The sequence below is a fragment of the Pseudomonas sp. R4-84 genome, assembly GCF_054130985.1.
Genome location: NZ_CP096390.1, coordinates 1,458,863 through 1,482,540 on the forward strand (window position 1 = coordinate 1,458,863; position 23,678 = coordinate 1,482,540).

20 protein-coding genes, 1 tRNA gene and 2 pseudogenes are annotated in these 23,678 nt (G+C 60.1%); 19 read left to right on the forward strand and 4 right to left on the reverse strand.

Features of this window, described 5'->3' with window-relative positions:
- The first annotated feature begins 7 nt into the window (after positions 1 to 7).
- The 11 genes and pseudogenes from bamC to M1D68_RS06940 all read left to right on the forward strand — a co-directional run bounded on the left by bamC (position 8) and on the right by M1D68_RS06940 (position 12,824).
- A complete protein-coding gene (gene bamC / locus M1D68_RS06890; RefSeq protein WP_420766701.1) occupies positions 8 to 1,123 on the forward strand; it encodes an outer membrane protein assembly factor BamC in 1,116 nt (371 codons plus the stop codon).
- Between the two features lie 4 nt (positions 1,124 to 1,127).
- Positions 1,128 to 1,886 (forward strand): MBL fold metallo-hydrolase, encoded by a 759-nt coding sequence (locus M1D68_RS06895; protein WP_420766700.1) that lies wholly within the window; start codon positions 1,128 to 1,130, stop codon positions 1,884 to 1,886.
- Between the two features lie 28 nt (positions 1,887 to 1,914).
- On the forward strand, positions 1,915 to 2,628 hold the full coding sequence (gene purC, locus M1D68_RS06900) for a phosphoribosylaminoimidazolesuccinocarboxamide synthase (protein ID WP_025212375.1): 714 nt from the start codon (positions 1,915 to 1,917) through the stop codon (positions 2,626 to 2,628).
- A gap of 83 nt (positions 2,629 to 2,711) precedes the next feature.
- A tRNA-Ser gene (locus M1D68_RS06905) sits at positions 2,712 to 2,801 on the forward strand.
- 211 nt (positions 2,802 to 3,012) lie between these two features.
- Entirely contained in the window at positions 3,013 to 5,484 is a 2,472-nt protein-coding gene (locus tag M1D68_RS06910; RefSeq protein ID WP_457969773.1) for an RCC1 domain-containing protein, read from the forward strand.
- Positions 5,485 to 5,559: 75 nt separating this feature from the next.
- Positions 5,560 to 6,474: an Ig-like domain-containing protein gene (locus M1D68_RS06915; RefSeq protein ID WP_457969775.1), complete on the forward strand. Its 915-nt coding sequence runs from the start codon at positions 5,560 to 5,562 to the stop codon at positions 6,472 to 6,474.
- On the forward strand, positions 6,471 to 8,603 hold the full coding sequence (locus tag M1D68_RS06920) for an RCC1 domain-containing protein (protein WP_457969777.1): 2,133 nt from the start codon (positions 6,471 to 6,473) through the stop codon (positions 8,601 to 8,603). Before M1D68_RS06915 ends, M1D68_RS06920 begins: the two co-directional genes overlap by 4 nt.
- A 2-nt stretch (positions 8,604 to 8,605) precedes the next feature.
- Positions 8,606 to 10,219: a hypothetical protein gene (locus M1D68_RS06925; RefSeq protein WP_457969778.1), complete on the forward strand. Its 1,614-nt coding sequence runs from the start codon at positions 8,606 to 8,608 to the stop codon at positions 10,217 to 10,219.
- Positions 10,220 to 10,510: 291 nt separating this feature from the next.
- Positions 10,511 to 11,158, forward strand: a pseudogene (locus tag M1D68_RS06930) (MCP four helix bundle domain-containing protein); the annotation flags it as partial.
- A 306-nt stretch (positions 11,159 to 11,464) separates the two neighbouring features.
- Positions 11,465 to 12,064, forward strand: a pseudogene (locus M1D68_RS06935) (methyl-accepting chemotaxis protein); the annotation flags it as partial.
- Positions 12,065 to 12,077: 13 nt separating this feature from the next.
- Positions 12,078 to 12,824 (forward strand): phytanoyl-CoA dioxygenase family protein, encoded by a 747-nt coding sequence (locus M1D68_RS06940; protein ID WP_434675229.1) that lies wholly within the window; start codon positions 12,078 to 12,080, stop codon positions 12,822 to 12,824.
- A 9-nt stretch (positions 12,825 to 12,833) separates the two neighbouring features.
- Here M1D68_RS06940 and M1D68_RS06945 read toward each other — a convergent pair whose 3' ends face one another.
- The 3 genes from M1D68_RS06945 to M1D68_RS06955 form a co-directional block, all read right to left on the reverse strand.
- Positions 12,834 to 13,202, reverse strand: coding sequence for a cupin domain-containing protein (locus tag M1D68_RS06945; RefSeq protein WP_434562846.1), 369 nt, complete (start codon positions 13,200 to 13,202; stop codon positions 12,834 to 12,836).
- A 100-nt stretch (positions 13,203 to 13,302) separates the two neighbouring features.
- Positions 13,303 to 14,109, reverse strand: a complete 807-nt coding sequence (locus M1D68_RS06950; protein ID WP_457969780.1) for an AraC family transcriptional regulator — start codon at positions 14,107 to 14,109, stop codon at positions 13,303 to 13,305.
- Between the two features lie 135 nt (positions 14,110 to 14,244).
- On the reverse strand, positions 14,245 to 14,436 hold the full coding sequence (locus M1D68_RS06955) for a YegP family protein (RefSeq protein WP_249873713.1): 192 nt from the start codon (positions 14,434 to 14,436) through the stop codon (positions 14,245 to 14,247).
- 162 nt (positions 14,437 to 14,598) lie between these two features.
- On the opposite strand from M1D68_RS06955, the gene M1D68_RS06960 reads away from it, so the two are divergent.
- From M1D68_RS06960 to M1D68_RS06995, 8 genes are all read left to right on the forward strand, one after another.
- On the forward strand, positions 14,599 to 15,534 hold the full coding sequence (locus tag M1D68_RS06960; RefSeq protein ID WP_457969782.1) for a LysR substrate-binding domain-containing protein: 936 nt from the start codon (positions 14,599 to 14,601) through the stop codon (positions 15,532 to 15,534).
- 71 nt (positions 15,535 to 15,605) lie between these two features.
- Positions 15,606 to 15,971 (forward strand): 5-carboxymethyl-2-hydroxymuconate Delta-isomerase, encoded by a 366-nt coding sequence (locus tag M1D68_RS06965; RefSeq protein WP_420766696.1) that lies wholly within the window; start codon positions 15,606 to 15,608, stop codon positions 15,969 to 15,971.
- Positions 15,972 to 16,343: 372 nt separating this feature from the next.
- A complete protein-coding gene (locus M1D68_RS06970) occupies positions 16,344 to 17,717 on the forward strand; it encodes a glutamine synthetase family protein (RefSeq protein ID WP_457969784.1) in 1,374 nt (457 codons plus the stop codon).
- Between the two features lie 162 nt (positions 17,718 to 17,879).
- The gene (locus M1D68_RS06975; protein WP_434562854.1) at positions 17,880 to 19,529 is read left to right on the forward strand and encodes a phosphoethanolamine transferase; all 1,650 of its coding nucleotides are present in this window, start codon (positions 17,880 to 17,882) and stop codon (positions 19,527 to 19,529) included.
- A gap of 64 nt (positions 19,530 to 19,593) precedes the next feature.
- A complete protein-coding gene (locus M1D68_RS06980) occupies positions 19,594 to 20,235 on the forward strand; it encodes a class I SAM-dependent methyltransferase (protein ID WP_420766693.1) in 642 nt (213 codons plus the stop codon).
- 121 nt (positions 20,236 to 20,356) lie between these two features.
- Positions 20,357 to 21,490 (forward strand): ribonuclease D, encoded by a 1,134-nt coding sequence (gene rnd / locus M1D68_RS06985; RefSeq protein WP_420766692.1) that lies wholly within the window; start codon positions 20,357 to 20,359, stop codon positions 21,488 to 21,490.
- On the forward strand, positions 21,487 to 21,780 hold the full coding sequence (locus tag M1D68_RS06990; RefSeq protein ID WP_420766691.1) for a YcgL domain-containing protein: 294 nt from the start codon (positions 21,487 to 21,489) through the stop codon (positions 21,778 to 21,780). Before rnd ends, M1D68_RS06990 begins: the two co-directional genes overlap by 4 nt.
- 122 nt (positions 21,781 to 21,902) lie before the next feature.
- Positions 21,903 to 22,835: a D-2-hydroxyacid dehydrogenase gene (locus M1D68_RS06995; RefSeq protein WP_457969787.1), complete on the forward strand. Its 933-nt coding sequence runs from the start codon at positions 21,903 to 21,905 to the stop codon at positions 22,833 to 22,835.
- A 121-nt stretch (positions 22,836 to 22,956) separates the two neighbouring features.
- Here M1D68_RS06995 and M1D68_RS07000 read toward each other — a convergent pair whose 3' ends face one another.
- Positions 22,957 to 23,550, reverse strand: coding sequence for a nitroreductase family protein (locus tag M1D68_RS07000; protein ID WP_457969789.1), 594 nt, complete (start codon positions 23,548 to 23,550; stop codon positions 22,957 to 22,959).
- Between the last annotated feature and the right edge of the window lie 128 nt (positions 23,551 to 23,678).

Sequence of the window (23,678 nt, forward strand, 5' to 3'; positions counted from 1 at the left end):
ACAACGCATGAAGCGAATGGCCGGACTTTCCGCACTTGCCTTGATTATCTCCAGCACCAGTGGCTGCGGGTGGATCTGGGGACCGGATGGTTACTTCCGCGACCGTGGTAGCGACTACCTCGAAGCGCAACAGACTGCACCGATGCAACTGCCACCGGACGTCAGCGTCGCCAAGCGTTTGGATCCGCTGCTGCCGATCCCGCGCAACGTCGCCGACGACAGCGTCAAGGGCGAATACGTTGTCCCGCGACCACAGCCGCTGTCGGCCGTGGCCGATGCCAGTGACTACACCCTGCAAAAGAGCGGTGACTCCAGCTGGGTCATGGGCCAGCACCCACCGGCCGAAGTCTGGCCGGTGGCGATCCAGTTCTTCCAGGACAACGGTTTCCGCCTGGACGAGCAGCGCCCACAGACGGGTGAATTCACCACCACCTGGCAGCGTTCCGATGAACTGTCCGCCGCCATGGCCAAGCGCCTGAGCGCCGCCGGTGTCTCGGCAGACAGCGAAACCCGCGTGCGCGTACGGATCGAGCCGGGCGTACAGCGCAACACCAGTGAGATTTACGTGGTCAGCGCCGAGCGTCCCGCCGGCAGCACCGCCGACGTGGCCTTCACCAATCGCTCGGTCAATACCGGCCTCGACGCCGCGCTGGTGGACGACATGCTTGCCAGCATGAGCCGCACCGCGGAGCAGGGCGGTTCGGTTTCGATGCTCGCGACCCGCGACTACGACACGCCAAGCCGCGTCAGCCTGAGCGAAGACGGCAGCGGCAACCCGGTGCTCAACGTCGGCTCCGACCTCGACCGTGCCTGGTCGAGCGTGGGTCGTGCGCTGGAGCAGGGCGAATGGCGCGTTGAAGACATCAACCGCAGCCTGGGCCTGTACTACATCAACCTGGCTGAAAAAGCCGAGAAGAAAGACGAGAAGCCTGGCTTCTTCAGCAACCTGTTCGGCAGCGCGCCGGACAAGGAAGAAATCGAAGCCCGCGCCGAGCGTTACCAGGTTCGCCTGAGCAAGGTCGGCGACAACGTCCAGGTCACCGTCGAGAAGAACATCAACACCGTGGCGCCGGCCGATGTAGCCCGCAAGGTGTTGGGCGTGATTCAGGACAACCTGGGCTGATCCGATGCGTTTTGCCGTTCTCGGCAGCGGTAGCCAGGGGAACGGCACGCTGATAGCCAGTGCTGGGACCTACGTTCTGGTCGATTGTGGTTTCTCCCTGCGGGAAACCGAGAAGCGCCTGTTGCGCCTGGGTGTGCACCCGGCGCAACTGAGCGCGATATTGGTGACCCACGAACATGCCGACCACGTGCATGGCGTGGGTTTGCTGTCTCGGCGCTACAATCTGCCGGTGTACCTGAGCCGTGGGACGTTCGAAGGCCTGCGCAAACCCATCGAGCCAGCTGGTTTCGTGGCCGGCGGCGAGCAACTGCGTGTCGGCGGCCTGGATATCAGCGTGGTCAGTGTGGCCCACGATGCCCGGGAGCCAACCCAGTATGTGTTCAGCGACGGCGAGCGGCGCTTTGGATTGCTCACCGACCTGGGATCGTATTGCGACAGGGTCATGGACAGCTACCGGGACCTCGATGCGTTGATGATCGAGTCCAACCACTGCCGGGACATGTTGGCGCGTGGGTACTATCCGTATTTTCTCAAGCAGCGGGTAGGCGGGGAGCACGGACATTTGAACAACCACCAGGCGGCATACCTGGTGGCCGAGTTGGGCTGGCAAGGCCTGCAACACCTGGTCCTGGCCCATTTGAGCAGCAAGAACAACCTGCCGCAGCTGGCCCGGCAATGTTTCGTCGACACCCTTGGGTGCGACCCGGACTGGCTGCAACTGGCCGATCAAGATTCAGGGCTCGACTGGCGACATATCGCCTAGCCCATCTACTTAGCAAGCGGAGCCCATCATGGAAAAACGTGAAGAACTCTACCGCGGCAAAGCGAAGTCGGTTTACAAGACCGACGACGCTGACCGCTTGATCCTGCTGTTTCGCAACGACACTTCGGCGTTCGACGGCAAGCGCATCGAACAACTCGACCGCAAGGGCATGGTGAACAACAAGTTCAACGCCTTCATCATGCAGAAGCTCGAAGCCGCCGGCGTGCCGACTCAGTTCGATAAGCTGCTGGGCGACAACGAGTGCCTGGTCAAGAAGCTGGACATGATCCCGGTCGAATGCGTCGTGCGTAACTACGCCGCTGGCAGCCTGGTCAAGCGCCTGGGCGTGGAGGAGGGCATGAAGCTCAACCCTTACACGTTCGAGCTGTTCCTGAAGGACGACGCCAAGGGCGACCCGTTCATCAACGAATCCCATGTCGTGGCCTTCGGTTGGGGCACCGCCGAGCAACTGGCTCGCATGAAGGAACTGTCGCTGAAGGTCAACGAAGTGCTGACCAAGCTGTTCGACGACGCTGGCCTGCTGCTGGTGGACTTCAAGCTTGAATTCGGTGTGTTCAGCGATGGCTCCATTGTCCTGGGCGACGAGTTCAGCCCGGATGGCTGCCGCCTGTGGGACAAGGACACCAAGAAGAAAATGGACAAGGACCGCTTCCGCCAAGGCCTCGGTGACGTCATCGAAGCCTACGAAGAAGTCGCCCAGCGCCTGGGTGTACCGCTGTAGTCGACGCAAGCGACTGATAGCACGGAAAAAATTTCGCCCGGGGGTTCGCTTCCGGCGAATGTGCTGGTATGATGCGCGCCACTGGAGAGATGCCGGAGTGGCCGAACGGGACGGATTCGAAATCCGTTGTACTGGCAACAGTACCTAGGGTTCAAATCCCTATCTCTCCGCCATTATTGAATACGACTAAGCCCCTGAAATGGTTGAACATTTCAGGGGCTTTTTCGTTTTTGGCGATTTGAACAATCCGTTTCTCGTCCAGCCTCACCCTGCCGTCCGTCGTGAATCTCCTCCGACCTGTAAGTTCTGACAGTAGCCCGTCCTCCCAGGATGAAGTTTGATGACTCCATGCCGAAAGGCCATGCGCCATTGTCAGGAGACATCATGGACATCCAATCTTCCGCCTTGAACGAATTGTTCGCTCTATACCCTGTGGTCATCATGGGATGGGTAACGCCAGTGAAGCCGGCAAGTATTGCGGATGGCGGCATTCCCAAGAGCCTTTACGACGATCAGCCCGATGGGCTGGAATGCCTGATCGACCCGTGGACCGAACTCCAGAAACGTTCCTGGACAATGGCGGTTGATGACCGAGCTGATTTGTACGTCAATGACGATGCTTTTCCGGTGGATGGGAAGACCGTAGGGCCGGGAGAAGAACAGCAGCGCATGAGGCTGTATGTGCCCCGTAATCGGTTACGGGATGGCGTCAACCGGTTGCACTACAAAGTAACCCGTCCCAGTCAGAACGGTGAACCATCCGGGGATTTGCACGTGCTTTACCACCTGTGGTCGCCGGGTCAGCCTGCGCCCGGAAGTCTCAACCTGGTGATTCCCCCCGCTGTCATTGCCGACGGAGTCAACGCCGACCGGGCGGCGCAGGGCGTAGAGTTTGGTTTTGAATATTCCAACAAGCGGAGCTACGACCACATCGATTTCTTGATAGGCACTGTGACGGTGCCATTTGAGGTATTGGACGGTTCGGTGCCCGTGGTGCATACGCTTTTTACCGATACATTCGTACAGGCGGGGGACAACCCAAACACGCCTCTCGTATTCAGGGTGACGGACCAACTGGGCAACTCCAGCCAATCATCAATCAAATACATCAATGTCCACCTTGATGAGGTCGAGCAGGAACTACCGGCACCGATCGTCGAAGGCGTGGAGGACGGCGGCACGCTCGATCCCTCTCAAACCGAAGTCTGGACCAGAGTGTACGGTGATAGGTTGAACCTTGGTGATGACGTCACCGTAACCTGGACGGACCCAAGCGGAGCGATCACACCCTATGTCTCTGCACCCAAATCGTATACGGCCAACGACCAACTCAATAATTACCTGCGGTTTTTGATCCCTGCGGCTGATGTCCTGAGATTTCTCGACAAGAGTGTGACAGTCACCTATACGCGGGATCGAGACGGGACGACCACCGGACCGTCCCTGCCGTTCAATATGCGGGTTGAAACGCCTGTATTGCTGGAACCGTTCAAGGTGATGGGGGCACGCTTCAATCGCACGACATACAGGGCATCCGGCAGTTCACGATTGCTGAGCGCGCTTCATGCCAACTCCCTGCAGCCGTTGCCCGTCGAATGGAAATACGTCGATGAAATCAATTGGAGTTCCCCTTCCGCTACCTGGCGCGACAGCCAACCATCGAAGCCACTTCAGGTGCGCTCCAGCAGCCATGAAGCGACCCTGAACCCGGCAAATATCTTCGGCAATGGCGTCGATACCCTCACCACTGGTGGTGCCGCCTTCGTAGCCTTGCTGAACCAAGGGAATGTGGTGGGTTGGGGAAACCGGGGTTTTGGTTCGGAGGTCCCCGCCTTGAACGGTATCGTTGAAGTGAGTTGTACCCAAAGCGCTTATGCGGCCCTTGATACCAGCGGCAGGGTATGGGTGTGGGGCAATGTGGCCGAAGGTGGGCGCATGGGCAACGTAGCGCCAACCGGCTTCGTCGAGATCGTCGGCAATGGCAATGCCTTCGCTGGCCGCAAGAGCAATGGGACGGTGGTGGCGTGGGGGGCGAATCGGGAAACCGATCTGGTACCGGCACCGATCAACAGTTACACAGATATCTTCGCTGTGTATGCCACTTCGCAGGCGTTCGCTGCCCGTCGAACGAACAACCCGGTCGTCGCTTGGGGAATCGCGGGGTTCGGTGAAACAGTGCCCGGGTTGATCAACGATGCCGCTGACATCATCGGCAGCTACGCCGCTTTTGCGGCCCTGCGTAACGGCGACAGAGTGCAGGCCTGGGGTAGCCCAGATTACGGCGGCGCACTGCCGGGCGGGCTGTCTGGCATCGCCTCTCTCGGGTGCTCCAATGCCCAGGCGTTCTGTGTCCTGAACAACAACCAGCAGGTGCAGTCGTGGGGTACGTCAGATTACGGAGGCGGCGGTGCTCCATCACCCAACAGCGATGTTGTCGAAGTCGTCAGCACCTGGCGCGCATTCGCCGCGCGTCGCAGTGACGGTACCGTGGGCGCATGGGGGCGGGCTGAGGAGGGCGGAACCGAGCCGGCGGGGCTCAACAACGTGGTGCAGATAGCCGGCAGTTCCGAGGCATTCGCCGCCTTGCACAGGAACGGCACCGTCACTGTTTGGGGCAACCAGGCAGTGGGTGGGGCAGCACCGGTGCTCAACAACGTCCTGGCTCTTTACAGTAACTCCCATGGTTTTACTGCTTTGACTGAGTCGGGTGACGTCGTTTCCTGGGGGCATGCCCAGGGTGGGGGCGATAACTCGTCGGCCATTGGGCAGTTGCGCAACAACGTTTCCTACTACCGCTCGCCACCGGCACCGAGGGCCTTGGCCGCCCAGGCTGAGCAAGCCAGCAGCCACTCTTGAATCATTTGTTCGGTTCTTGATCCGTCTCGGCGCACGGTAAGGACGTCGAGTCCTCTCTACCTATGAGGCTTCATCATGTCCGGTACACCTGAGCGTGCGGCAAACCTGCCTCCCCCGTCGGTGGATGAAGCGCCTGACGGCATCCTCGATCCTGCCGATATCCCGCTTGATGGCGCCCGTGTCCGGATCAAGCGCTCTACCGCCGATACCGACTGGGAGAAAGTGTTTGTTTTCGTCGGCCCTTCCTACAGCAATCAGTACCCTGTAGGAACGGTAATCAGGGATGTCGTGTTCTATGTCGAGGCAGAGCATTTTATCGCCGAAGCAGTCGATATCGTGATCATCCGCTATGAAGTGTTGATGAAAGATGGCTCCACGCAAGCCTCGGACAATCTTGAACTGAAAATGGATGTCGGCTTCGAGGCGCCTGCAATCCTGGACCTTAGCCAGGAAAATTATGTCGCGGTGGCTGACAAGGCTCCGCTGGACGTCCCGCCCTATGCCCTGATGACCCGAGTCGCGACCCGGGGCACTCCCCCTTATCGATATGAAAGCAGCAATGAATACGTCGCCAGCGTCAATGCCCAGACCGGCGAGGTGACCGCCAGGGGCAATGGCCAATGCACGATCACGGCCACCGACAGCCTGAACCAATCGCGCCATTACGATCTGACCGTCAAGGGTATTCGGGAAGTGCATTTCTTGAGCCCCAGCGCTGAATGGGAGGGCATGAAGGCCGTTTGTGATGCCGCCGGAATGAACATGGTCACGCGCTCGGACCTCGACCGGTTACGGGCAGTGTACAAACACCCGGAGATTGGTGAAGCGGTTGGGGAATATCTGGGTTGGCTGCCCTATCCGTTCTGGACCGGTGACGCGGTGGGGGCGGGCAGCACCTATTGGGTCTATGAAATGGACACCGGTGACAAGACATCAGCCGATGCCGGTGCTCATCACCAGGCACTCGGTATATCCAAACGAGTGCCTTGACCGTTAGCTTCGGAGGCCGCGATATGAACGACACGCCTGAAAACACAACAATGAGCACTTTGTTGCCGCCGCCCTCCGTGGAGGGAATGGTTGACGGCGCCGTACTGGATCCCGACTCCGTGCCCCAGGGCATCAGGGTGCAGGTGCCCGCCGCCAGCTTGGCCGAAGGCGACCATGCCCGGCTCGACTGGACGGACGCGGCAGGTGTTGTCCCCGCTTATAGCGTTGACAAGCCTTATTCCCATAACGATGTGGGCAAACCCCTGTCATTCACCGTAGCCCAGGCGGAGGTCCGCCGGTTTCTCGACCGAAGCGTGGCGCTGACTTATACGGTGCAACGCCTGGCGGACGGAGCAGACGTGGGCTCCGAGGTTTTCAGCTTTCGGGTGGCAAAGCTGCCGCTGTCCGCGCCGACGATCCTGGAGGCCAGGGATGGTCAGTTGAACCCTGATGATTTATCGGCCAGCGCCACGGTGCAAATCCCGCGCGAAGCCTGGCTCAAAGTCAACGATGTGGTGCGCGTGAGCTTGATGGGGGCAGTAGGCGAGGGAAGCAGGGTGGTGACGCACACAGTCGCCTTGAACGAGGCCGGGCAGGCGTTGGAAATTGCCCTTCCTTATAGCGTGATCAACGCCAACGAAGGCCGATCTGTCGTGTTGTCCTATACCGTCAACGGGGCAGAGCCGAGCCCAGAGGCCGTTTATTCAATCAAGCGGGACATTGGCTCCGGCGAGCTGCGGGTCATGGGTGCGCGGTATAACCGTGGCCTGTATCGCTGTTCGGGGTGTTCGCGGCGCTTGAGTGCGTTCCAGGCCGCCACGGGGCGGCCGATCCTGGCGCAATGGCGATACGACGGCGATGACAATTGGGTCGTCGGCGCGACTTTTCGCGATACCGATGCATCCCGGCGGCTACAGGTACGCTCGATCGATTATCAGATAACGCTCAGCCCCGCAAATGTCTTCGGCAACGGGCTCGACGGTGCACTCACCGGCGTCGCGGCTTTTATCGCCCGTCGAGGCATCGGCGATCTAGTCGGCTGGGGTAACTCCGGCGAAGGCGCCACGATCCCGGCAACCATTATCAGCATGGACGATATCGTTGAGGTGAGTGCCACGGCGGGTGCCTATGCCGCGCGCCGTGCCAACGGCAACGTGGTCGCTTGGGGAACGGCTACCCAGGGCGCGTCCATGGGAGACATCTCCAGACTGGATTTTGTCCGTGTGGTGGGAAATGGCGCGGCCTTCGCCGGTATCAAGCGTGACGGCACGCTAGTCGCCTGGGGGGACCCGGCGCGCGGTGGATCGCTGCCGGCGCCTATCGCGGAACTCACCGATTTCGTCCGGGTACACGGTGCGTCATCAGCCTTCGTGGCGATCCGCCGTACTGGAGGGATGGTGGCTTGGGGGGCGGCTGCCGGTGGAGGTGTGCTGAGCGACGACATCGCAACCTTGACCGATATCGAAGAGGTACTGGGCAACGATGCGGCGTTCGTGGCATTGCGCGGCAATAGGCGCTTGATCGCATGGGGCGCCGCCGAACAGGGCGGTGCACTACCGGAAGCGATCGCCTACCTGGACGACATTGCTGAGATCAGCTGCGCCAATGCGAAAGCCTTCGTCGCCCTGCGCGCCAGCGGACAAATCGTCGCATGGGGCGCTGCAACCCATGGCGGTGTCCTGCCGGAGCTGATCAGGGATCTCGATGACATTGTGGAGATAGCCGCCAACTGGCAGTCCTTTGTGGCACGTCGCGAAAACGGCCATTTGGTGGCTTGGGGCTCCGCAGAGACCGGAGGTGCTGTCAGCGATGACGTGGCCCGGTTGAACGACATTGTCCAGGTGGTAGGGTCTTCCAAGGCTTTTGCCGCCCTGCGCAAGGATGGCAGTGTCGTGGCCTGGGGCGATGTGACGGTAGGTGGGGACACCGCTTTGGTCGCCGAAAGTCTGATCGATGTCCAAGCCATCTATGGCAACTCCCATGGCTTTGCCGCCTTGACCGCCGGCGGCCAGCTGGTGACTTGGGGGCATGTGAAGGGCGGGGGAGATAGTGCTGCGGTTCAAGCTCTGCTGGACGGACGGGTCGATTATTATCTGTCTGCCCAGTCAGTGACGCCGGAAGATAAATAATCATGGCCACTTTCTCGGCGCGGGATTTCTTCGCCCATTTAACCCCGATAGTGGTCCTGCTATGGCTATCACTGATCCTATCAGCCCAGGCCGCAACTGGCCCGGAGGTCGCGCAGCTGCTCAATAACCGATATCGCAGCACGCCGCAGGAATGCCCCGGCGGCCATGCGGCGTATTACTGCAGCGGGGTGTTGGTCAGTGGTCTGGCGGGCAATTTCGGGGTGAAGTTCTGGCAGCATGGCCCTACGGCCAGTGAACTGGGCGCGCGCGATTTTTCCTATCTACGGCGCGATGTGGGTACTCGCACCCTGACGCAGCCCAGCGGGATGGTGTTCAGTGACTCATTTACTGCCATCAGCCAAGGCAAACCGCTGGATGTGCTTTGTGCCTATCCGTTGGTGTCGGCGAATCGGGATAAATATGGTTGTGGCGTCGGTGGCAGCGAGAATGATCCCGGCTCATGCGCCGCACAGGGCGTCAGCGATGCTCCAGGCTGGTTGGCGTACTTTCAGCAACAGGGCCAGCAGCCCTTGCTGCAATGTTCGTTGAGCAGCCGGATCGCGGCGCAATTTCGCGCCAGCTTGCTGGCCCATGAGCAATTGGGTGGCAGTTGGGTCGCCCAACCCAATGAGTTACAAGTGCGCAATTGGGATCCCGAGACACCGACGAACATCCCACTGCAAGCGCTGTTTTACGACGTGGCCCGTGAAGGGGGGTTGTACGATGCCCTGCGTAATCAGCGTGAGTTTTATGCGACTACCGGCCAATGGTTGCCGATTCTACGCCTGGATCTGGCGCAGGCTGATGGTGCAGTCTTTGGCTTTGATTTGCAGGAACAGCTGTACATAGGCTATCAGGTCGCCGCGCGTTTGAATGCGCGCTACGCCGATACCTCACCCTCCTGTCACGGGGGCAGCGCGGCGTTCAATTGCAATGGCGTGCTGATACGCATCACCGACGCAAATCCATCTTTCCACGCATGGAATCCGAGTACTGGTTCGGTAGCACGCAATGGCGTGTCTTTTTCCTATATGCGCGCCGATATGCCGATTTCAAGGCTGGCCTGGTACAAGCATCACGGACTGATAGTCAAGGAGCTGGCAGCTCCAACGTCGTATCGCCTGACCGTACGGTGTTCCTACCCGTACGACGGTTCTACTTTTTCTCGTAGTGACAGTTGCAACGAACACAGTGTCAATCCTTCCGTAAGCGGTCCGTGTGATGAACAGGGAATTTCCACGGTCGAACAATGGCTGGCTTTTTATAACTCTCTTCCTAATAAAATCACGGGGTGCAGCTTCAAAGGGGACCAGGAGTATTTCGCTCTAAGCATACAAGCCCGGATCCGACTTCCTCCTGCCTCCCAGATAGACCAAAACGAAGTCATCATTGCCAGTTGGGACCAAGACATTCCAGAACGGATTCCTCTGGAAGCGTTTTTCTATACCGTTCCCAGCCAGGCTCTACCCCAGGCTCGGTTTTTTCAGCGGGATTATTTCGAGCAGACCGGGAAATTCCTGCCGATCGTCAAAGTCAATCTAGCCCCTACGGCCAATGAGCCGAGCTTTTCCTATAGTCCGCAAGATCAGGCGGAGCCCGGGGCACCTGGAAAATGAAGATGTATAAGTCGTGCAGATTCTTCCAGTGCTATTGCTGCTGAGCGTTTGCTACATTCAGGCCGCGACCGGTCCGGGAGGTCGCGCAGTTTCTACCTCAAACCGTTCATTCCGGCCAACCCGCTGGTTTGTGGCAATCAGACTAATGGGCTATAGCTCAAGGCAAGGCTGCCGATAGGCAGGTATTCCCCCCGTGTAAGGAGTGACACCATGCTGCGGTTTTTCGCCGACTTGGGCTTTCGTTGGAAAATCACTCTGCCGATTGCGTTCCTGGCTGTGTTGCTGGTGCTGATGGGGGGGGCGGGTGTGCGCGGTATCGGCCAGGTGACGGAGTCCAGCACGCAGTTGACCAAGCGTTATCTGCCGGCCATCAGCCTGTTGCTCAATGCGGATCGTGACCTGTATCAGGCCTTCGTTGCCGAACGCAGTTTGCTGGGTGGCGGGGCGACGGCTCATGTCGAGGCGCTGCGGGCCAGTCACAGGGACAATTTGAAGCAAGCGTACGAACGCGTGCAAAAATACGCGGCGATGCAGCCAGGTGCCGAGGCGCAGGCGCTCGTCGGTCAGTTCAATGACCGCTTTGCCCAGTGGTCGCAGATCTCGCGGCAGGTCGTCGAGCAAGCCACGAGCAATCCGCAGGCGGCCAGTGCACTGAGTTTTGGTGAGGGCGAGAGCAAATTCGACACCATGCGCGATGCCATCGACAAACTGGGTGAGCTGGAAGACGAGGCGTCGCAACGGGAAGGTCAAGCGGCGATTGATCACGGACAAGCCGTGGGCCTGCAGCAGGGAGGCATCTTGCTGGTCGGCCTGGTCGGCTGCATCCTGCTGATCGTGACCTTGCCCATGGTCGTGTTGCGTCCGATGCGTCGCTTGCTCCACCGGGTCGAACAGATCGCCGAAGGTGGTGGCGATCTGAAGGGTCGTCTCGAAGTGCGTTCGGCCGATGAGCTGGGACAACTCGGCAGTGCCTTCAACCGTTTCCTCGACAAGCTGCAACCGCTGATTGCCGAAGTAGGGCGGGTGACCGGCGAGGTCGATTCCGCCGCGCGGGCCATGGCCGATATGGCCGCGACGAACGATCGGTTGATCAGCAGCGAGCACGCCGCGCTCGATCAGGTCAGTACCGCCGCCACTCAAATGAGCGCGGCGGTGCATGAAGTGGCGCACAACGCGGTAAGTGCTTCGGATGCAGCGCAACAGGCGAGCAGTCAATCTCGCGATGGCGTCGAGGTGGTCAGCAGCACCATCGAGTCGATCCGCCAGTTGGCCCAGGAAGTGGAGAGCGCCTCGGGTACGATCGAGGCACTGGCCCAGGAGACCTCCAGTATCGGTGCCGTGCTCGAGGTGATCCGTGGCATCGCTGAGCAGACCAACCTGTTGGCGCTGAATGCTGCCATCGAAGCCGCTCGGGCCGGTGAGCAGGGCCGTGGTTTTGCTGTGGTGGCCGACGAGGTGAGGGCGCTCGCGGCCCGCACCCAGGACTCCACCAAGGACATCCAGGTTCGCATCGAGCGCTTGCAGAGCGGCGTCGCCAAGGCGGTACAAGCCATGCATGTGGGCAGTAGCAAGGCCCGGGACAGCGTGGAGCGTGCGGCAGGTGTCGATCAGGTGCTCAGCGGTACCGGCGGTTCGATCCAGCGGATCAACGACATGGCCGCGCAGATCGCCAATGCCTGTGAGGAACAAAGCAGCGTCACCGAGGAAATAGCCCGCAATATTTCCGATATCCGCGATCTTTCCAACGAAGCGGCCGCCAATTCTGCCCAAAGCATGCATGCCAGCCAGCAGTTGTCGAATCTGTCGAGGAATCTCGCAGAGCTGACCGGCCGCTTCCGCACTTGAGGCAGGTGGTGTCGTGGCGACTGACGACCTTCTACGTGCCTTGCATCAGGACGGCTTTGTCCTGATGCCCGGTGTGTTGGACGCCGGGCAGGTCGCCGACCTGCGTCGCGCTATCGACTTGCTGAAGCCTCAGCACTGGGATTACAGCGGCGTCATCGATCATTACAAATGCGTTTTCAACCGGGATCCGTTCTGGTTGCCGTACCTGGACGTGAGCGCAGTTATCGAGCTTGCCGAGGCCGCCTTGGGAGATGATTGCCATATCATCGGGCAGACAGCCTGGCGCTGCCATCCCGGTTTTATCGGCGCGCCTCTGCATCTGGATTACCTGCCCATGGAGCTGCCGCCCGCCCTGTTGGCCGACCCCGGTTTCGAACTGCCGATGCAGGTGTTCACCGCACAGTTTTACCTTGATGACATTGATGCTGACCTGAGCCCGACACGGGTAATACCCGGCAGCCACAAGGCGGGCCGGGCGCCTGCGGCGGGCGAAACGCAGTGGCAGGGACGTTCGGCGCAGCCAGTGTTGTGCCGGGCGGGCGATGTTCTGGTACTGCGAAGTGAGTTGTGGCACGCCGGCAGCGACAACCGGACCGCCGACCGCACGCGGTACATGCTCCAAGTGCATTACGGTCGGCGGATGGTTGCGCAGAAGTTCTCGCCTTATCTTCAGTGGCAGTTCAACCCCGCAGTACTGGCCGCCGCGACGCCTCGCCAGCGACGGCTGCTTGGCGATCACCAGGAAGCGGAATACGACTGAGCTGCCCGGTCAGATCCAGACGTCATTGACTGCGGTTCGCGTATTGATTTGCTCCCCCGTGTTGATGACGCCCCGCGGTTCGATCAACAACAACTTCACTTCCCGCTCGGCACTGGGTTTGTGCTCGACGCCTTTCTTGACCACATACATCTCGCCCGGGCCAATCATGACGGCGCCGTCGCGAAAGTCGATGCGCAGTTCACCTTCCAGCACGATAAAGGTTTCGTCGGTATCGGCATGGGTGTGCCAGATAAAATCGCCTTCGAGACGAGCAATCTTGAACTGGTAGTCGTTCATCTCGGCGACAACCTTGGGTGCCCACTGCTCATGGAACAGCGCGTATTTCTGCGCGAAGTTAATGGGGGAGTAATGATTCATCGCGGTACGCTCCTCAATTGAAAGTGAGTGCTACGTTAGGGGCTGGATCGTCGCGGGTATTGGATGATCGTGCAGCTTTCCGCTGAAGGGGCGCAGGGCTTCAGCGCAGCATTTTCAGCCAGCGTGCCGGTGAAAGACCAAAGGCTTGGGTATGGAGCCGCGTCATGTGGCTCTGGTCGAAAAAGCCACAGGCCAGCGCCGCTTCACTCAAGGGCATGCCGTGCAATACCAGGCGACGAGCTTCGCTCAATCGACGTTGGGTGATGTAGCGATAGGGGCTGGTGCCGTACAAGGCGCGAAAGTCCCGCGACAGGCTCCATCGGTCCCGGCCACTGGCCTGCACGAGGTCATCGAGGGTAATGGGTTGGTCAAGGGCATCATGAATGAACAGCCGGGCGCGTTCCGCAGCAGGGTAGTCAAGCAGCCTGCGGCCTCGTCGGCTCCCTGACGCGACGGCGAGCGCCTGGGCCAGGTCGTAGATGGCATCCTCTTCCTCCAGTGGATCGAGACGATGCTCGAGGCTGGCCAATAACCGGCGGGTCGCTATGTTGAGTCGTGGATCGTTCGAAAGTCCGCCTTCGATGAAGGGCAGTGACCTGCCGCCCAACACTTGTTGGATCAACGCGGGCTCAATGTAGGACATCCGGTAACGAAAGCCATCGCTCGTTCCGGCCTCCCCATCATGCACCTCGTCCGGGTGCAGGACGATGGTTCCGCCGGGCTGGCTATGGCGCTTGCTGTGCCGGTAATTGAAGCTTTGGACGCCGGAAAGCGTGAAGCCGATGGCATAGGTGTCATGCCGATGGGTGTTATACCCATGACCGCTGAAATAGGCCTCGATGCGTTCCAGTTTCCTCGATTCAGGCGCACGCATCAGCCAGTCGCGACGGTGACTGAATTGACTCATGAGCTCCGACCTCTCGCTGTTGTCTGCACACGATACCCGCCTGCCAGCTCGCGTCGCAGCAAAAAACTCAACTCAAGTTCGGGTAAAGCTGCTCTGGTGCAGAGCAGCTTGCGCATCCGCCGCCCATGGACGGCTTCAGATTTCCTTTACGGGCGTCTCGCCGTGGGCACTTTTGATCAATCCGATAACGTGCAGGCAGTCGGCCTTGTTCACATAGGACTCGCCGCTGGCGATGGTTTCGTGATTGCCGGCCCTCAGGCGCCAGCGCCACTGGCCTCGTCCGGTGCTTGGGGTTCCTCGGGTCTGTCGGTAGATTTCAAAATACATCGGTTCGCTCCCTGCGATTTATTCATTCAAGACATGTTCTGGACATGTCGTCGCAAGCCTAGCCAAGCTGCACGTTTTCGCTATGGGGAAAACGTTTCCAATGATGATGGGATATTTCAGCGAATTTCAGCGCTGCTCAAACTGATAACCAGGAGCGAAAGGATGAACCGCAACGAATTGCGCAAGGCCGACATCAACCTCATGGTCGTCTTCGAAACGTTGATGCTGGAGCGTAACGTGACACGGGCAGCCGAAAAGCTGTTCCTGGGGCAGCCGACCATCAGTTCCGCGCTCAACCGCTTGCGCAAAATGTTCAACGACCCGTTGTTCATTCGCGTCGGCCACCGCATGGAGCCGACCGTTCGCGCCAAGGAAATCGTCCAGCACTTGTCGCCGGCCCTGGACTCGCTGTCGGTGGCCCTGAGCCTGACCCACGATTTCGACCCCGCCAGCAGCACCATGACATTTCGCATCGGCCTGTCGGATGACGTAGAGTTTGGCCTGCTTCCCCCGCTGTTGCGCAGCTTGCGCCAGGAAGCGCCGCAAATCGTGTTTGTCGTCCAGCATGTCGATTATTGGCGCATCCCCGATCTGCTGGCTTCCGGCGAGATCACCGCTGGCATCAGCCAGACCCGCGGGCTGCCGGCCAACGCCAAGCGCAAACTGCTGCGGCACATCCAGCCCTGTGTGTTGCGGGCCGACGCTTCGGACAAGCCGCTGACCCTGGATGAATATTGTTCGCGGCCCCATGTGCTGGTTTCCCATACCGCCAACATCGCCGGGTTGGCTGACGAATGGCTGGCGGAGATCGGTCGCAAGCGCCAGGTGGTGTTGTCCGTGCCTCAGTACAGCGCCCTGCCGGCGTTGCTGGCCGGCACTGATCTTATCGCCAGCCTGCCGGACTACACCGCCACGGCCATGGCCGCTTCCGGTCACTTGTTCAGCGAGCCATTTCCCTTCAAGACGCCGACGCTGGACCTGTCCATGGTCTGGCTGAGCCATGTCGACAACGATCCGGCGGAGCGCTGGTTGAGGTCCCGGCTGGAGGCCTTCATGAGCGAGCGCATGGGAGCGATGGACGAAACAAAACCTGCCTGAAAGCACAAAGTCGAGGTATGGTTGCGCCAATCCATTCCAGCAATCACTTTTTTCGAATCGGAGTCGAACGCATGCCTCACTTGCACATGGAGTACACCGCCAACCTGACCGAGCTGAACGCTGATGTCGCGCTGTTGCGCTTGAACAATGCGCTGGTAGCCTCGGGGCAGTTCGCTGCCGAGTTCGACATCAAGAGCCGGGCCGTGAAGCTCGAGACGTTCCGCGTAGGAACCGGCATGGGGGAGCGGGCTTTCGTGCATGTGAAACTGGCCTTGCTGAGCGGCCGTTCACCGGAAATCAAAAAACAGCTGGCGGACAGCCTGCTGGTGGTAATTCAGGACCTGGGCCCTTGGCCCGCCGGCGTTAGCGTGCAGTTGTGCGTAGAACTGCTGGATATCGACCGTGGCCCGTACGCCAAGGCTGCCATCGGTTTTTAATGTCTGTTCGAGCGGTGCGATTGTTTAGCGCGAGTCGATCCAGACTCCGCTAAATGATGGTTTAACGGTCAGTGGCGTCGTGTGACGCTTGAACCGAACATTTCCTGTGATATCTCTATGGACGGTTGGCCCGCAGGCCCTGCATACCCACCACTCACCGCTGAGGGGGCGGCTGGCGGTCGCATACCTGCCATCGCACCTTCATCCTGCGCGCTGCCCTGTGAACTGGCGTTCTGGGCGCTCTGGCATTGCCGCCATGCGCGTCCTCCAGACCTTCGTATTTCCTGTTGATCCTTGAACTGTGCTCGTCGCTGGCGAGTACAGCCTGACGGCGCCTGGTCGTCCGTCCGACATGAATATACGAGTGTGTCCATGAATCTTTCTTTTGCATCCGAGCAACAGGCCCAGGCGTTCCTGGCGCAAAACCCGGATATCGAGCTGTTCGAATTGTTTATCGTCGACAACAACGGCGTGCCCCGGGGCAAGTGGCTGCATCGGGACGAATTGCTCGCGGTCTATCAAAGTGGCCAGCCACTGCCCAGCACGATTCTGGGGCTGACCGTCAATGGCGACGACGTGGAGAATTCCGGCCTGGTCTGGGACGTGGGTGACATTGATTGCCGGGCCTATCCCATCAGCGGCAGCTTGCAACGCATGCCCTGGCGGCAGATTCCCACCGCCGCGGTGCAAGTGGCCATGCATCCCCAGGAGGGCATGCCGGCGGCCATCGCCGATCCCCGCCATCTGCTCGGCCGGGTCACCGACGAATTGCAGGCGGACGGCTATTTCCCGGTGATGGCGGCGGAGCTGGAGTTCTACCTGTTGGATGGGCAGCGCGACAGCGAGGGCCGGCCCCAACCGGCGCGGGACGCCGACGGCAGCAGGCCGCGCCATACCCAGGTCTATGGCTTGCGTGAACTGGAGCAGATCGAGCCCTTTCTCGCCGATCTCTATGCGGCCTGCAAACTGCAGGGCATTGCGGCCCGGACAGCCATTTCCGAATACGCTCCGGGGCAGGTGGAAATCACCCTCGAACACCGTGCCGATGCCTTGCAAGCCATGGATGAAGCGGTGCGCTACAAACGACTGGTCAAGGGCGTGGCCCATAAACATGGGATGGCGGCGTGTTTCATGGCCAAGCCATTCGAGCATCTGGCGGGATCTGGCCTGCACATGCACGTCAGCCTCGCGGACCGGGATGGCCACAATCTGTTTGCCAGCGAAGCCGCCGATGGCACGCCGTTACTGCGTCAAGCGGTGGGCGGTATGCTCGAAACGTTGCTCGACTCGCTGTTGATGTTCTGTCCGAACGCCAATTCCTACCGTCGGTTTCAAAGCAACAGCTACGCGCCGCTGGGGGCGACGTGGGGCGTGGACAATCGCACCGTCAGCTTGCGGGTGCCCGGCGGCCCGGCGTCCTCGCGGCACATCGAGCATCGTATCTGTGGCGCCGATGCCAACCCCTACCTGGCTGCGGCGGCAATATTGGCTGGCATCCATCGGGGCATCCGTGGACAGTCTGATCCTGGTGCGCCTGTCGAAGGCAACGGCTATGCCCAGGCCACCCAATTATTGCCCACCGACTGGCTCACGACTTTACGCGCCCTGGAGGCGTCCACTTGGGCGCGGGACGCTTTTGGGGAGGCGTTCCTCGGTGTCTACCTGGCGGTCAAACGTGCGGAGTATCGCCAGTTCATGGGTGAGGTCGGCGAGCAGGATTGGCGTTGGTACCTGAACCAGGCCTGAGGGCGTTCAGGAAGATTTAAATAATTATTTAACGGCAACTTTTTCACGAAAAATTGATGGTGGGCTACCTAAAGTTTGTGCTGCCGTAGGGAATGAATTTTCACATTTTCCTTGCGGCGCTTTTCTTTCTTAGAGCAACTTTTCAGGAAGTTTCCACCCATCATGCTGACTATCAAAGCCGTGCGCCCCGAGTGGGTGACGCTGGCCGCCAGTGCCTTTTTGTTAGTGGGTTTCAATCTGATCCTCTGGCAGCATCTGCTCACCATAACCGCATCCGATGGGCACGGTGCGCTGCTGTGCCTGGCGTTTGGCGTGATGGTGTTCTGCGCGTTCAACCTGGTGCTCACGCTGCTGGCGTTCCGGCCGCTGCTAAAGCCGTTGTTGATGGCGCTGTTTATGATCAGCGCTGGCGTGGCATATTTCATGGCCGAGTACGGCGTGTTGATCGATGCCGGGATGTTGCGCAACTTCGCCGAAACCAATGCCACGGAAGTTCGCGACCTGTTGTCGTTCAAGTTGTTTGCCTATTTATTCTCGTTGGGAGTCCTGCCAGCCTGGTTGTTATTCAAGACACCGATAAAATATCGTCGCTGGCCCAAGGAGTTGTTAAGTAAGTTTTTGGTCTCCGTGGTCACGATTGCCGTGCTCGGCGGGGTGGCGTTGGTCAACTACCAGGGCTTGGCGTCGTTGTTTCGCAATCATCACGAGTTGCACTTGATGGTCGTGCCGAGCAACTACATCGGTGCGTCGATCGGCTATTTGCGCGAGCAGGTCGCATCGGCCAAACAACCGTTCATCCCGTTGGGCGAGGATGCGAGTCGCAACCCGGCCTGGCAAACCCATCCACGAAAATCTCTCACTGTGCTGGTCGTGGGCGAGAGCGCCCGTGCCGAGAACTTCGGCATTCTTGGGTATAACCGTGATACCACGCCGCAACTGGACAAAGAGGCCGGCCTGATCGCCTTCACCGACGTGCATTCCTGTGGCACCGAAACCGCCGTGTCAGTGCCTTGCATGTTTTCCAACATGGGGCGCAAGAACTACGACGCGAGCAAGGCCAAGAACGAAGAGGGGTTGCTCGACGTGCTCAAGCACGCCGGGCTGGACGTGATCTGGCGCGACAATCAGTCCGGCTGCAAAGGCACCTGTGATCGGGTCACGGTGCAGGACGTGAGCAATCTCAAGGACCCGGCCCTGTGCGCCAACAGTGAATGCCGTGATGAAATCCTGCTTCAGGGCTTGCAGCACTTCATCGACAGCCTCGACAAGGACACCGTGCTGGTACTGCATCAGATGGGCAGCCATGGGCCGGAATACTTCAAGCGCTACCCCAAGGAATACGAGCATTTCACCCCGGTGTGTGAAAGCAACGCGTTGAACAACTGCAGCCGCGAAAGCATCGTCAACGGCTACGACAACACGCTGGTGTACACCGACCACGTGTTGTCGACGCTGATCGATCTGTTGCGGGCCAACCAGGACAAAGTCGACACGGCCATGCTGTACCTGTCGGACCATGGCGAATCCTTGGGCGAGTACAACCTGTTCCTCCATGGCACGCCCTACATGCTAGCGCCGGAGCAACAGAAACATGTGGCAATGCTGGCATGGTTCTCCGATAGCTATCAGAAGTCCTTTGCTGTCGACACCCATTGCTTGCAACTGAGTCGGGACAAGCCCCTGAGCCAGGACAACTTGTTTCATTCGATGATTGGGCTGTTGGAAGTCAACAGCAAGGTCTACAACCCGGACCTCGATCTGTTTGCCAATTGCCGGGGAGCGGTGATCGATGGCGTGCTTGCCCGGGAATGATTCCTACACCTTTTTTTCACCTGGCGTTGTTTAAGCTGTTGTCGAATCTTCCATGAGCGTAAGTATGTCCGGGCAACCCCCATCCACCGTCGAGCTTGAATTCGCCAGGCAGCATGACCGAGAGCATGCACAAATCTGTCGCCAGCCGGTGCCCCGCCGTTTACGCCTGACCTTCTGGCGTGACGAGCAATTGGTGCGCAACGCCATGAAAGTAGCCGGTGAGCCTGGGCTGGTGTTGGATGTCGCGTGTGGAGCCGGGCGGTTCTGGCCGGTGTTGGCCGAACATGCCAACCGGGTCATCCTGGCGGCGGACCCTTCGCCGGACACCCTCGATCACGCACGCAGCCACCACGGTGGTGCGTTGCTCAAGCGGGTCAAGACCTTCCCCAGTTCGGCGTTTACCCTTGGGCTGTCAGCCAACGCCGTGGACTGCATTTTCTGCCTGCAACTGTTTCAGCACATCAAGGCCAGCGAACATCGCCAGGCCTTGTTGCGCGAGTTTCATCGGGTCAGCCGCGATACGGTGGTCGTGTCGGTCCGGATCGAAGGGCGTCTCAAGCTCGGCCAGCCTGGGCGGCGAATCCTGGCTGGCAAGAACGACGTCGAAGGGGAGTTTGTCGAAGCCGGTTTCAGTGTGCTGTGGTATCAGGATTTCCTTCCGGGTTTCGCCTTGAGACGGGTTTATGTATTGCGCAAGGCCAGTTAAGTTCTGATGTAGGACTATTCTTGCGATTGCGTAGGCGATTTCTCTCAAGCTCTTGCTCCGTAGATGCTCGCAATCGCCGACGGCGATATATACTGCGCGCCATTCTTCAAGGGAGAGCCGTGTGGCCATCGATATTCACTGGATTCGCGACAACGATAGCCTCGGTCGGTTTTGCGCCGAATGGCAACAGTTGCCGTTCGTCGCCCTCGACACCGAATTCATGCGGGTCGACACCTTCTATCCCATCGCCGGCTTGCTGCAGATTGGCGATGGTAAAAGTGCGTACCTGATCGACCCCTTGAGCATCGACAATTGGCAACCCTTGGCCGCGCTGCTGGAAAATCCGGCTGTGCTCAAGGTGCTTCATGCCTGCAGCGAAGACCTGGAAGTCCTGCTACGCCTGACGGGCAGCCTGCCCGCGCCGCTGTTCGACACCCAACTGGCCGCCGCCTACCTGAACCTGGGTTTTTCCATGGGTTACTCGCGGTTGGTGCAGGAGGTGCTGGGCATCGAGTTGCCCAAGGGCGAGACGCGCTCCGACTGGCTGCAGCGACCCTTGTCCGAGACGCAGATCAGCTACGCCGCGGAGGACGCGGTGCATCTGGCGGAAGTCTTTGTAGAGCTGCGTCCCAAGCTTTGCGACGACAAATACGCCTGGGTGCTGGAAGACGGCGCCGAACTGGTCGCCAACCTGCGTCGCGAAGTGGACCCCTACGAGGTTTACCGCGAGGCTAAGCTGGCCTGGAAACTGTCCCGCGCGCAGTTGGCCGTGCTGCGCGAACTGTGTGCCTGGCGCGAGCGCGAGGCGAGGGCTCGTGATTTGCCGCGCAACCGGATCATTCGCGAGCACTCGTTGTGGCCCCTGGCCCGCACGCAGCCGGATAACCTCGCTGCGCTGGCAAAAATCGAAGACATGCATCCGCGTACCGTGCGTCAGGACGGTGAGTTCCTGCTGGACCTGATCAAGCGCGCGGGCAGCGTGCCGCCCGAACAGTGGCCGCCCGCCGTGGCTGAACCCTTGCCCATCGAGGCCTCGGCGCTGCTCAAGCGTCTCAAGGCACTGGGACAGGCCGAAGCCGAGCGCCTGGGCATCGCCCCGGAATTGATGCTGCGCAAGAAAACCCTCGAAGCCCTGATCAAGAGTGGCTTTCCCGAGGGCCCTTACCAACTGCCCGATTCGCTGCGTGGCTGGCGCCGCGAGTTGATGGGCCAGGCATTGCTCGACAGCCTGGCCACCGCCGGAGAACAGCCTTGAAACGAATCTGCTCCATCTACCGAAGCTCGAAGAAAAACGAGATGTACCTGTACGTGCTCAAGAGCGACGCGTTGGCCCGTGTGCCGGAACCGTTGATGGCGGCATTCGGCAAGGCCATCCACGCATTCGACCTGGTATTGAGCCCGGAGCGCCAGTTGTCCCGGGAGGACATCGGCAAGGTGCTGGAGAACCTCGACACCCAGGGTTATCACCTGCAAATGCCACCGGCCGAAGATGAGTACATCGAGCATCTGCCTGAAGAGTTGCTGCGACGCAACGATCCGGTCTGACGATGCCCGGGCGCCTGTCCAGGCGCCTGTTGAAAACGAAAAATGATTATTGGCGATTGGCCGCAAGGATGGAGCGATACTCTGTCAGCGGTCATCTGCACTGTTTTTGAAAGGTTTGATTCATGCGCGTTCTGATTGCCGAACACGACCACGCGGTCTATGCCCAGCTCCTGCGTCAGGCTGCACCCGATATCGAAGTGCTGACCAGCGGCGATTCCGCCGAGCTGTCGCGGCTTGCCACCGACTGCCCGGTCTGGCTCGGCCAGCCTGATCTATTGGCGACGCTGTTGCGTCAGGGCCATCGACCCCGTTGGTTGCAATCGACGTGGGCGGGCATCACGCCGCTGCTGGCCGAGGGCCTGACCCGCGAGTACCGCCTGACCCGCGCAGTGGGCATCTTTGGCCAAGTGATGGCTGAATATGTATTGACCTACATGCTGGGGCATGAGCGCGAGGTGCTGGCTCGGCTGGTCAGCCAGGTGGAGCGCAAGTGGGACAACCGCCAGGGGCAAAGCCTGGCGGGGCGCAAGGTGCTGATCGTCGGAACCGGCGATATCGGCCAGCGCGTGGCGCGGTTCCTGGTGCCGTTTGGCGTGCAGTTGTACGGCATCGCCAGTGAAGCCCGTGAGTTGGCGCCGTTTATCGAAGTCGGTGCGCTGGCGGATTTGCCGCGGTTGGTGGGCGAGATGGATTACGTAATCAACCTGCTGCCGAACACGCCGGATACCCATGACATCTACGACGCCGCGCTGTTCAAGCAATTCAAGCCCACCGGTTTGTTTATCAATGTCGGCCGTGGCGTGGCCGTGGTTGATGCCGACCTGGTGCAAGCCTTGAAGGACGGGCACCTGGCCGGGGCGGTGATCGATGTGTGTCGCCAGGAGCCGTTGCCGCAGCGCCATCCGTTCTGGACGGCTTGGGGCTTGCTGTTGACGGGACACAGCTCGGCACCGACCTCGCCGTCCATGATGGTGCAGCTGTTCCTGGAGAACCTGCGCGCTTACCAGGCTGGCGAAGCGCTGCGTGGGGAAGTGGATTTCAGTCGGGGCTATTGAGCAAGCCCCGATCAAACTGTGGGAGCGAGCTTGCTCGCGATAGCGGTGTGTCAGTTGCCATCAAAAGTGACTGGCCTGACGCCATCGCGAGCAAGCTCGCTCCCACTGTTGCTTGCGACGCTCAGAGAGTGAAATCCCCCTCGGCCACCAGTTCGCTCAACGGCCGGCGCGGGCTTGGGACTTCGCGGGCCTGGAGGTAGTCGGCCAAGGTGGATTTATCCCCCAGCTTGCCGATCGCCACGGCGGCATGCAGGGCGTAGCCGTCCGGGATCTTCAATTCCTTGCGGGTCAGCTCCTGGTCGAAGCCGGCCATGCCATGGGTATGCCAGCCGCTTAGGCTCGCTTGCAGCGCCAGATGGCCCCACGCCGCGCCGGTGTCGAAGGTGTGGCATTGCGCCGGGGTTTCTTCGGTGGCGCCGGGCACCGCGAACGTGGTTTTCGAGGCAATGATCACCAGCGCCGAGGCGTGCTGGGCCCAGCCACGGTTGAACTCGTTGAGCAGGCCCAGGTAACGCTCCCAGTTCGGCGTGTCGCGACGGGCATAAAGGAAGCGCCACGGCTGTGAGTTGTAGGCCGAAGGCGCCCAGCGCGCAGCTTCGAAGAAACTCAGCAAGGTTTCTTTCGCAATATGTTCGCCGGTGAAAGCGCGGGGGGACCAGCGTTCGATGAATTGGGGATGGATCGCGTAGTCGGCAATGCGGGAGTTGGCGCTCATGGGTTCACCTTGGCTAGGTCAGGGAATCTGATGACGCAACCTACGTCTCGGTGTGTGGCCTGACAAGTCCCTTCTACCGACAGTCGCCAATGCTTGGCCTCACGAGGCCTCGGCACTAGACTGTCGGC

Bases quoted from the DNA above. Each gene is read 5' to 3' on its own strand.
- bamC (WP_420766701.1), top strand. From the start codon at position 8: ATGAAGCGAATGGCCGGACTTTCCGCACTTGCCTTGATTATCTCCAGC.
- M1D68_RS06895 (WP_420766700.1), top strand. From the start codon at position 1,128: ATGCGTTTTGCCGTTCTCGGCAGCGGTAGCCAGGGGAACGGCACGCTG.
- purC (WP_025212375.1), top strand. From the start codon at position 1,915: ATGGAAAAACGTGAAGAACTCTACCGCGGCAAAGCGAAGTCGGTTTAC.
- M1D68_RS06910 (WP_457969773.1), top strand. From the start codon at position 3,013: ATGGACATCCAATCTTCCGCCTTGAACGAATTGTTCGCTCTATACCCT.
- M1D68_RS06915 (WP_457969775.1), top strand. From the start codon at position 5,560: ATGTCCGGTACACCTGAGCGTGCGGCAAACCTGCCTCCCCCGTCGGTG.
- M1D68_RS06925 (WP_457969778.1), top strand. From the start codon at position 8,606: ATGGCCACTTTCTCGGCGCGGGATTTCTTCGCCCATTTAACCCCGATA.
- M1D68_RS06945 (WP_434562846.1), bottom strand. From the start codon at position 13,202: ATGAATCATTACTCCCCCATTAACTTCGCGCAGAAATACGCGCTGTTC.
- M1D68_RS06950 (WP_457969780.1), bottom strand. From the start codon at position 14,109: ATGAGTCAATTCAGTCACCGTCGCGACTGGCTGATGCGTGCGCCTGAA.
- M1D68_RS06955 (WP_249873713.1), bottom strand. From the start codon at position 14,436: ATGTATTTTGAAATCTACCGACAGACCCGAGGAACCCCAAGCACCGGA.
- M1D68_RS06960 (WP_457969782.1), top strand. From the start codon at position 14,599: ATGAACCGCAACGAATTGCGCAAGGCCGACATCAACCTCATGGTCGTC.
- M1D68_RS06965 (WP_420766696.1), top strand. From the start codon at position 15,606: ATGCCTCACTTGCACATGGAGTACACCGCCAACCTGACCGAGCTGAAC.
- M1D68_RS06970 (WP_457969784.1), top strand. From the start codon at position 16,344: ATGAATCTTTCTTTTGCATCCGAGCAACAGGCCCAGGCGTTCCTGGCG.
- M1D68_RS06975 (WP_434562854.1), top strand. From the start codon at position 17,880: ATGCTGACTATCAAAGCCGTGCGCCCCGAGTGGGTGACGCTGGCCGCC.
- M1D68_RS06980 (WP_420766693.1), top strand. From the start codon at position 19,594: ATGTCCGGGCAACCCCCATCCACCGTCGAGCTTGAATTCGCCAGGCAG.
- M1D68_RS06995 (WP_457969787.1), top strand. From the start codon at position 21,903: ATGCGCGTTCTGATTGCCGAACACGACCACGCGGTCTATGCCCAGCTC.
- M1D68_RS07000 (WP_457969789.1), bottom strand. From the start codon at position 23,550: ATGAGCGCCAACTCCCGCATTGCCGACTACGCGATCCATCCCCAATTC.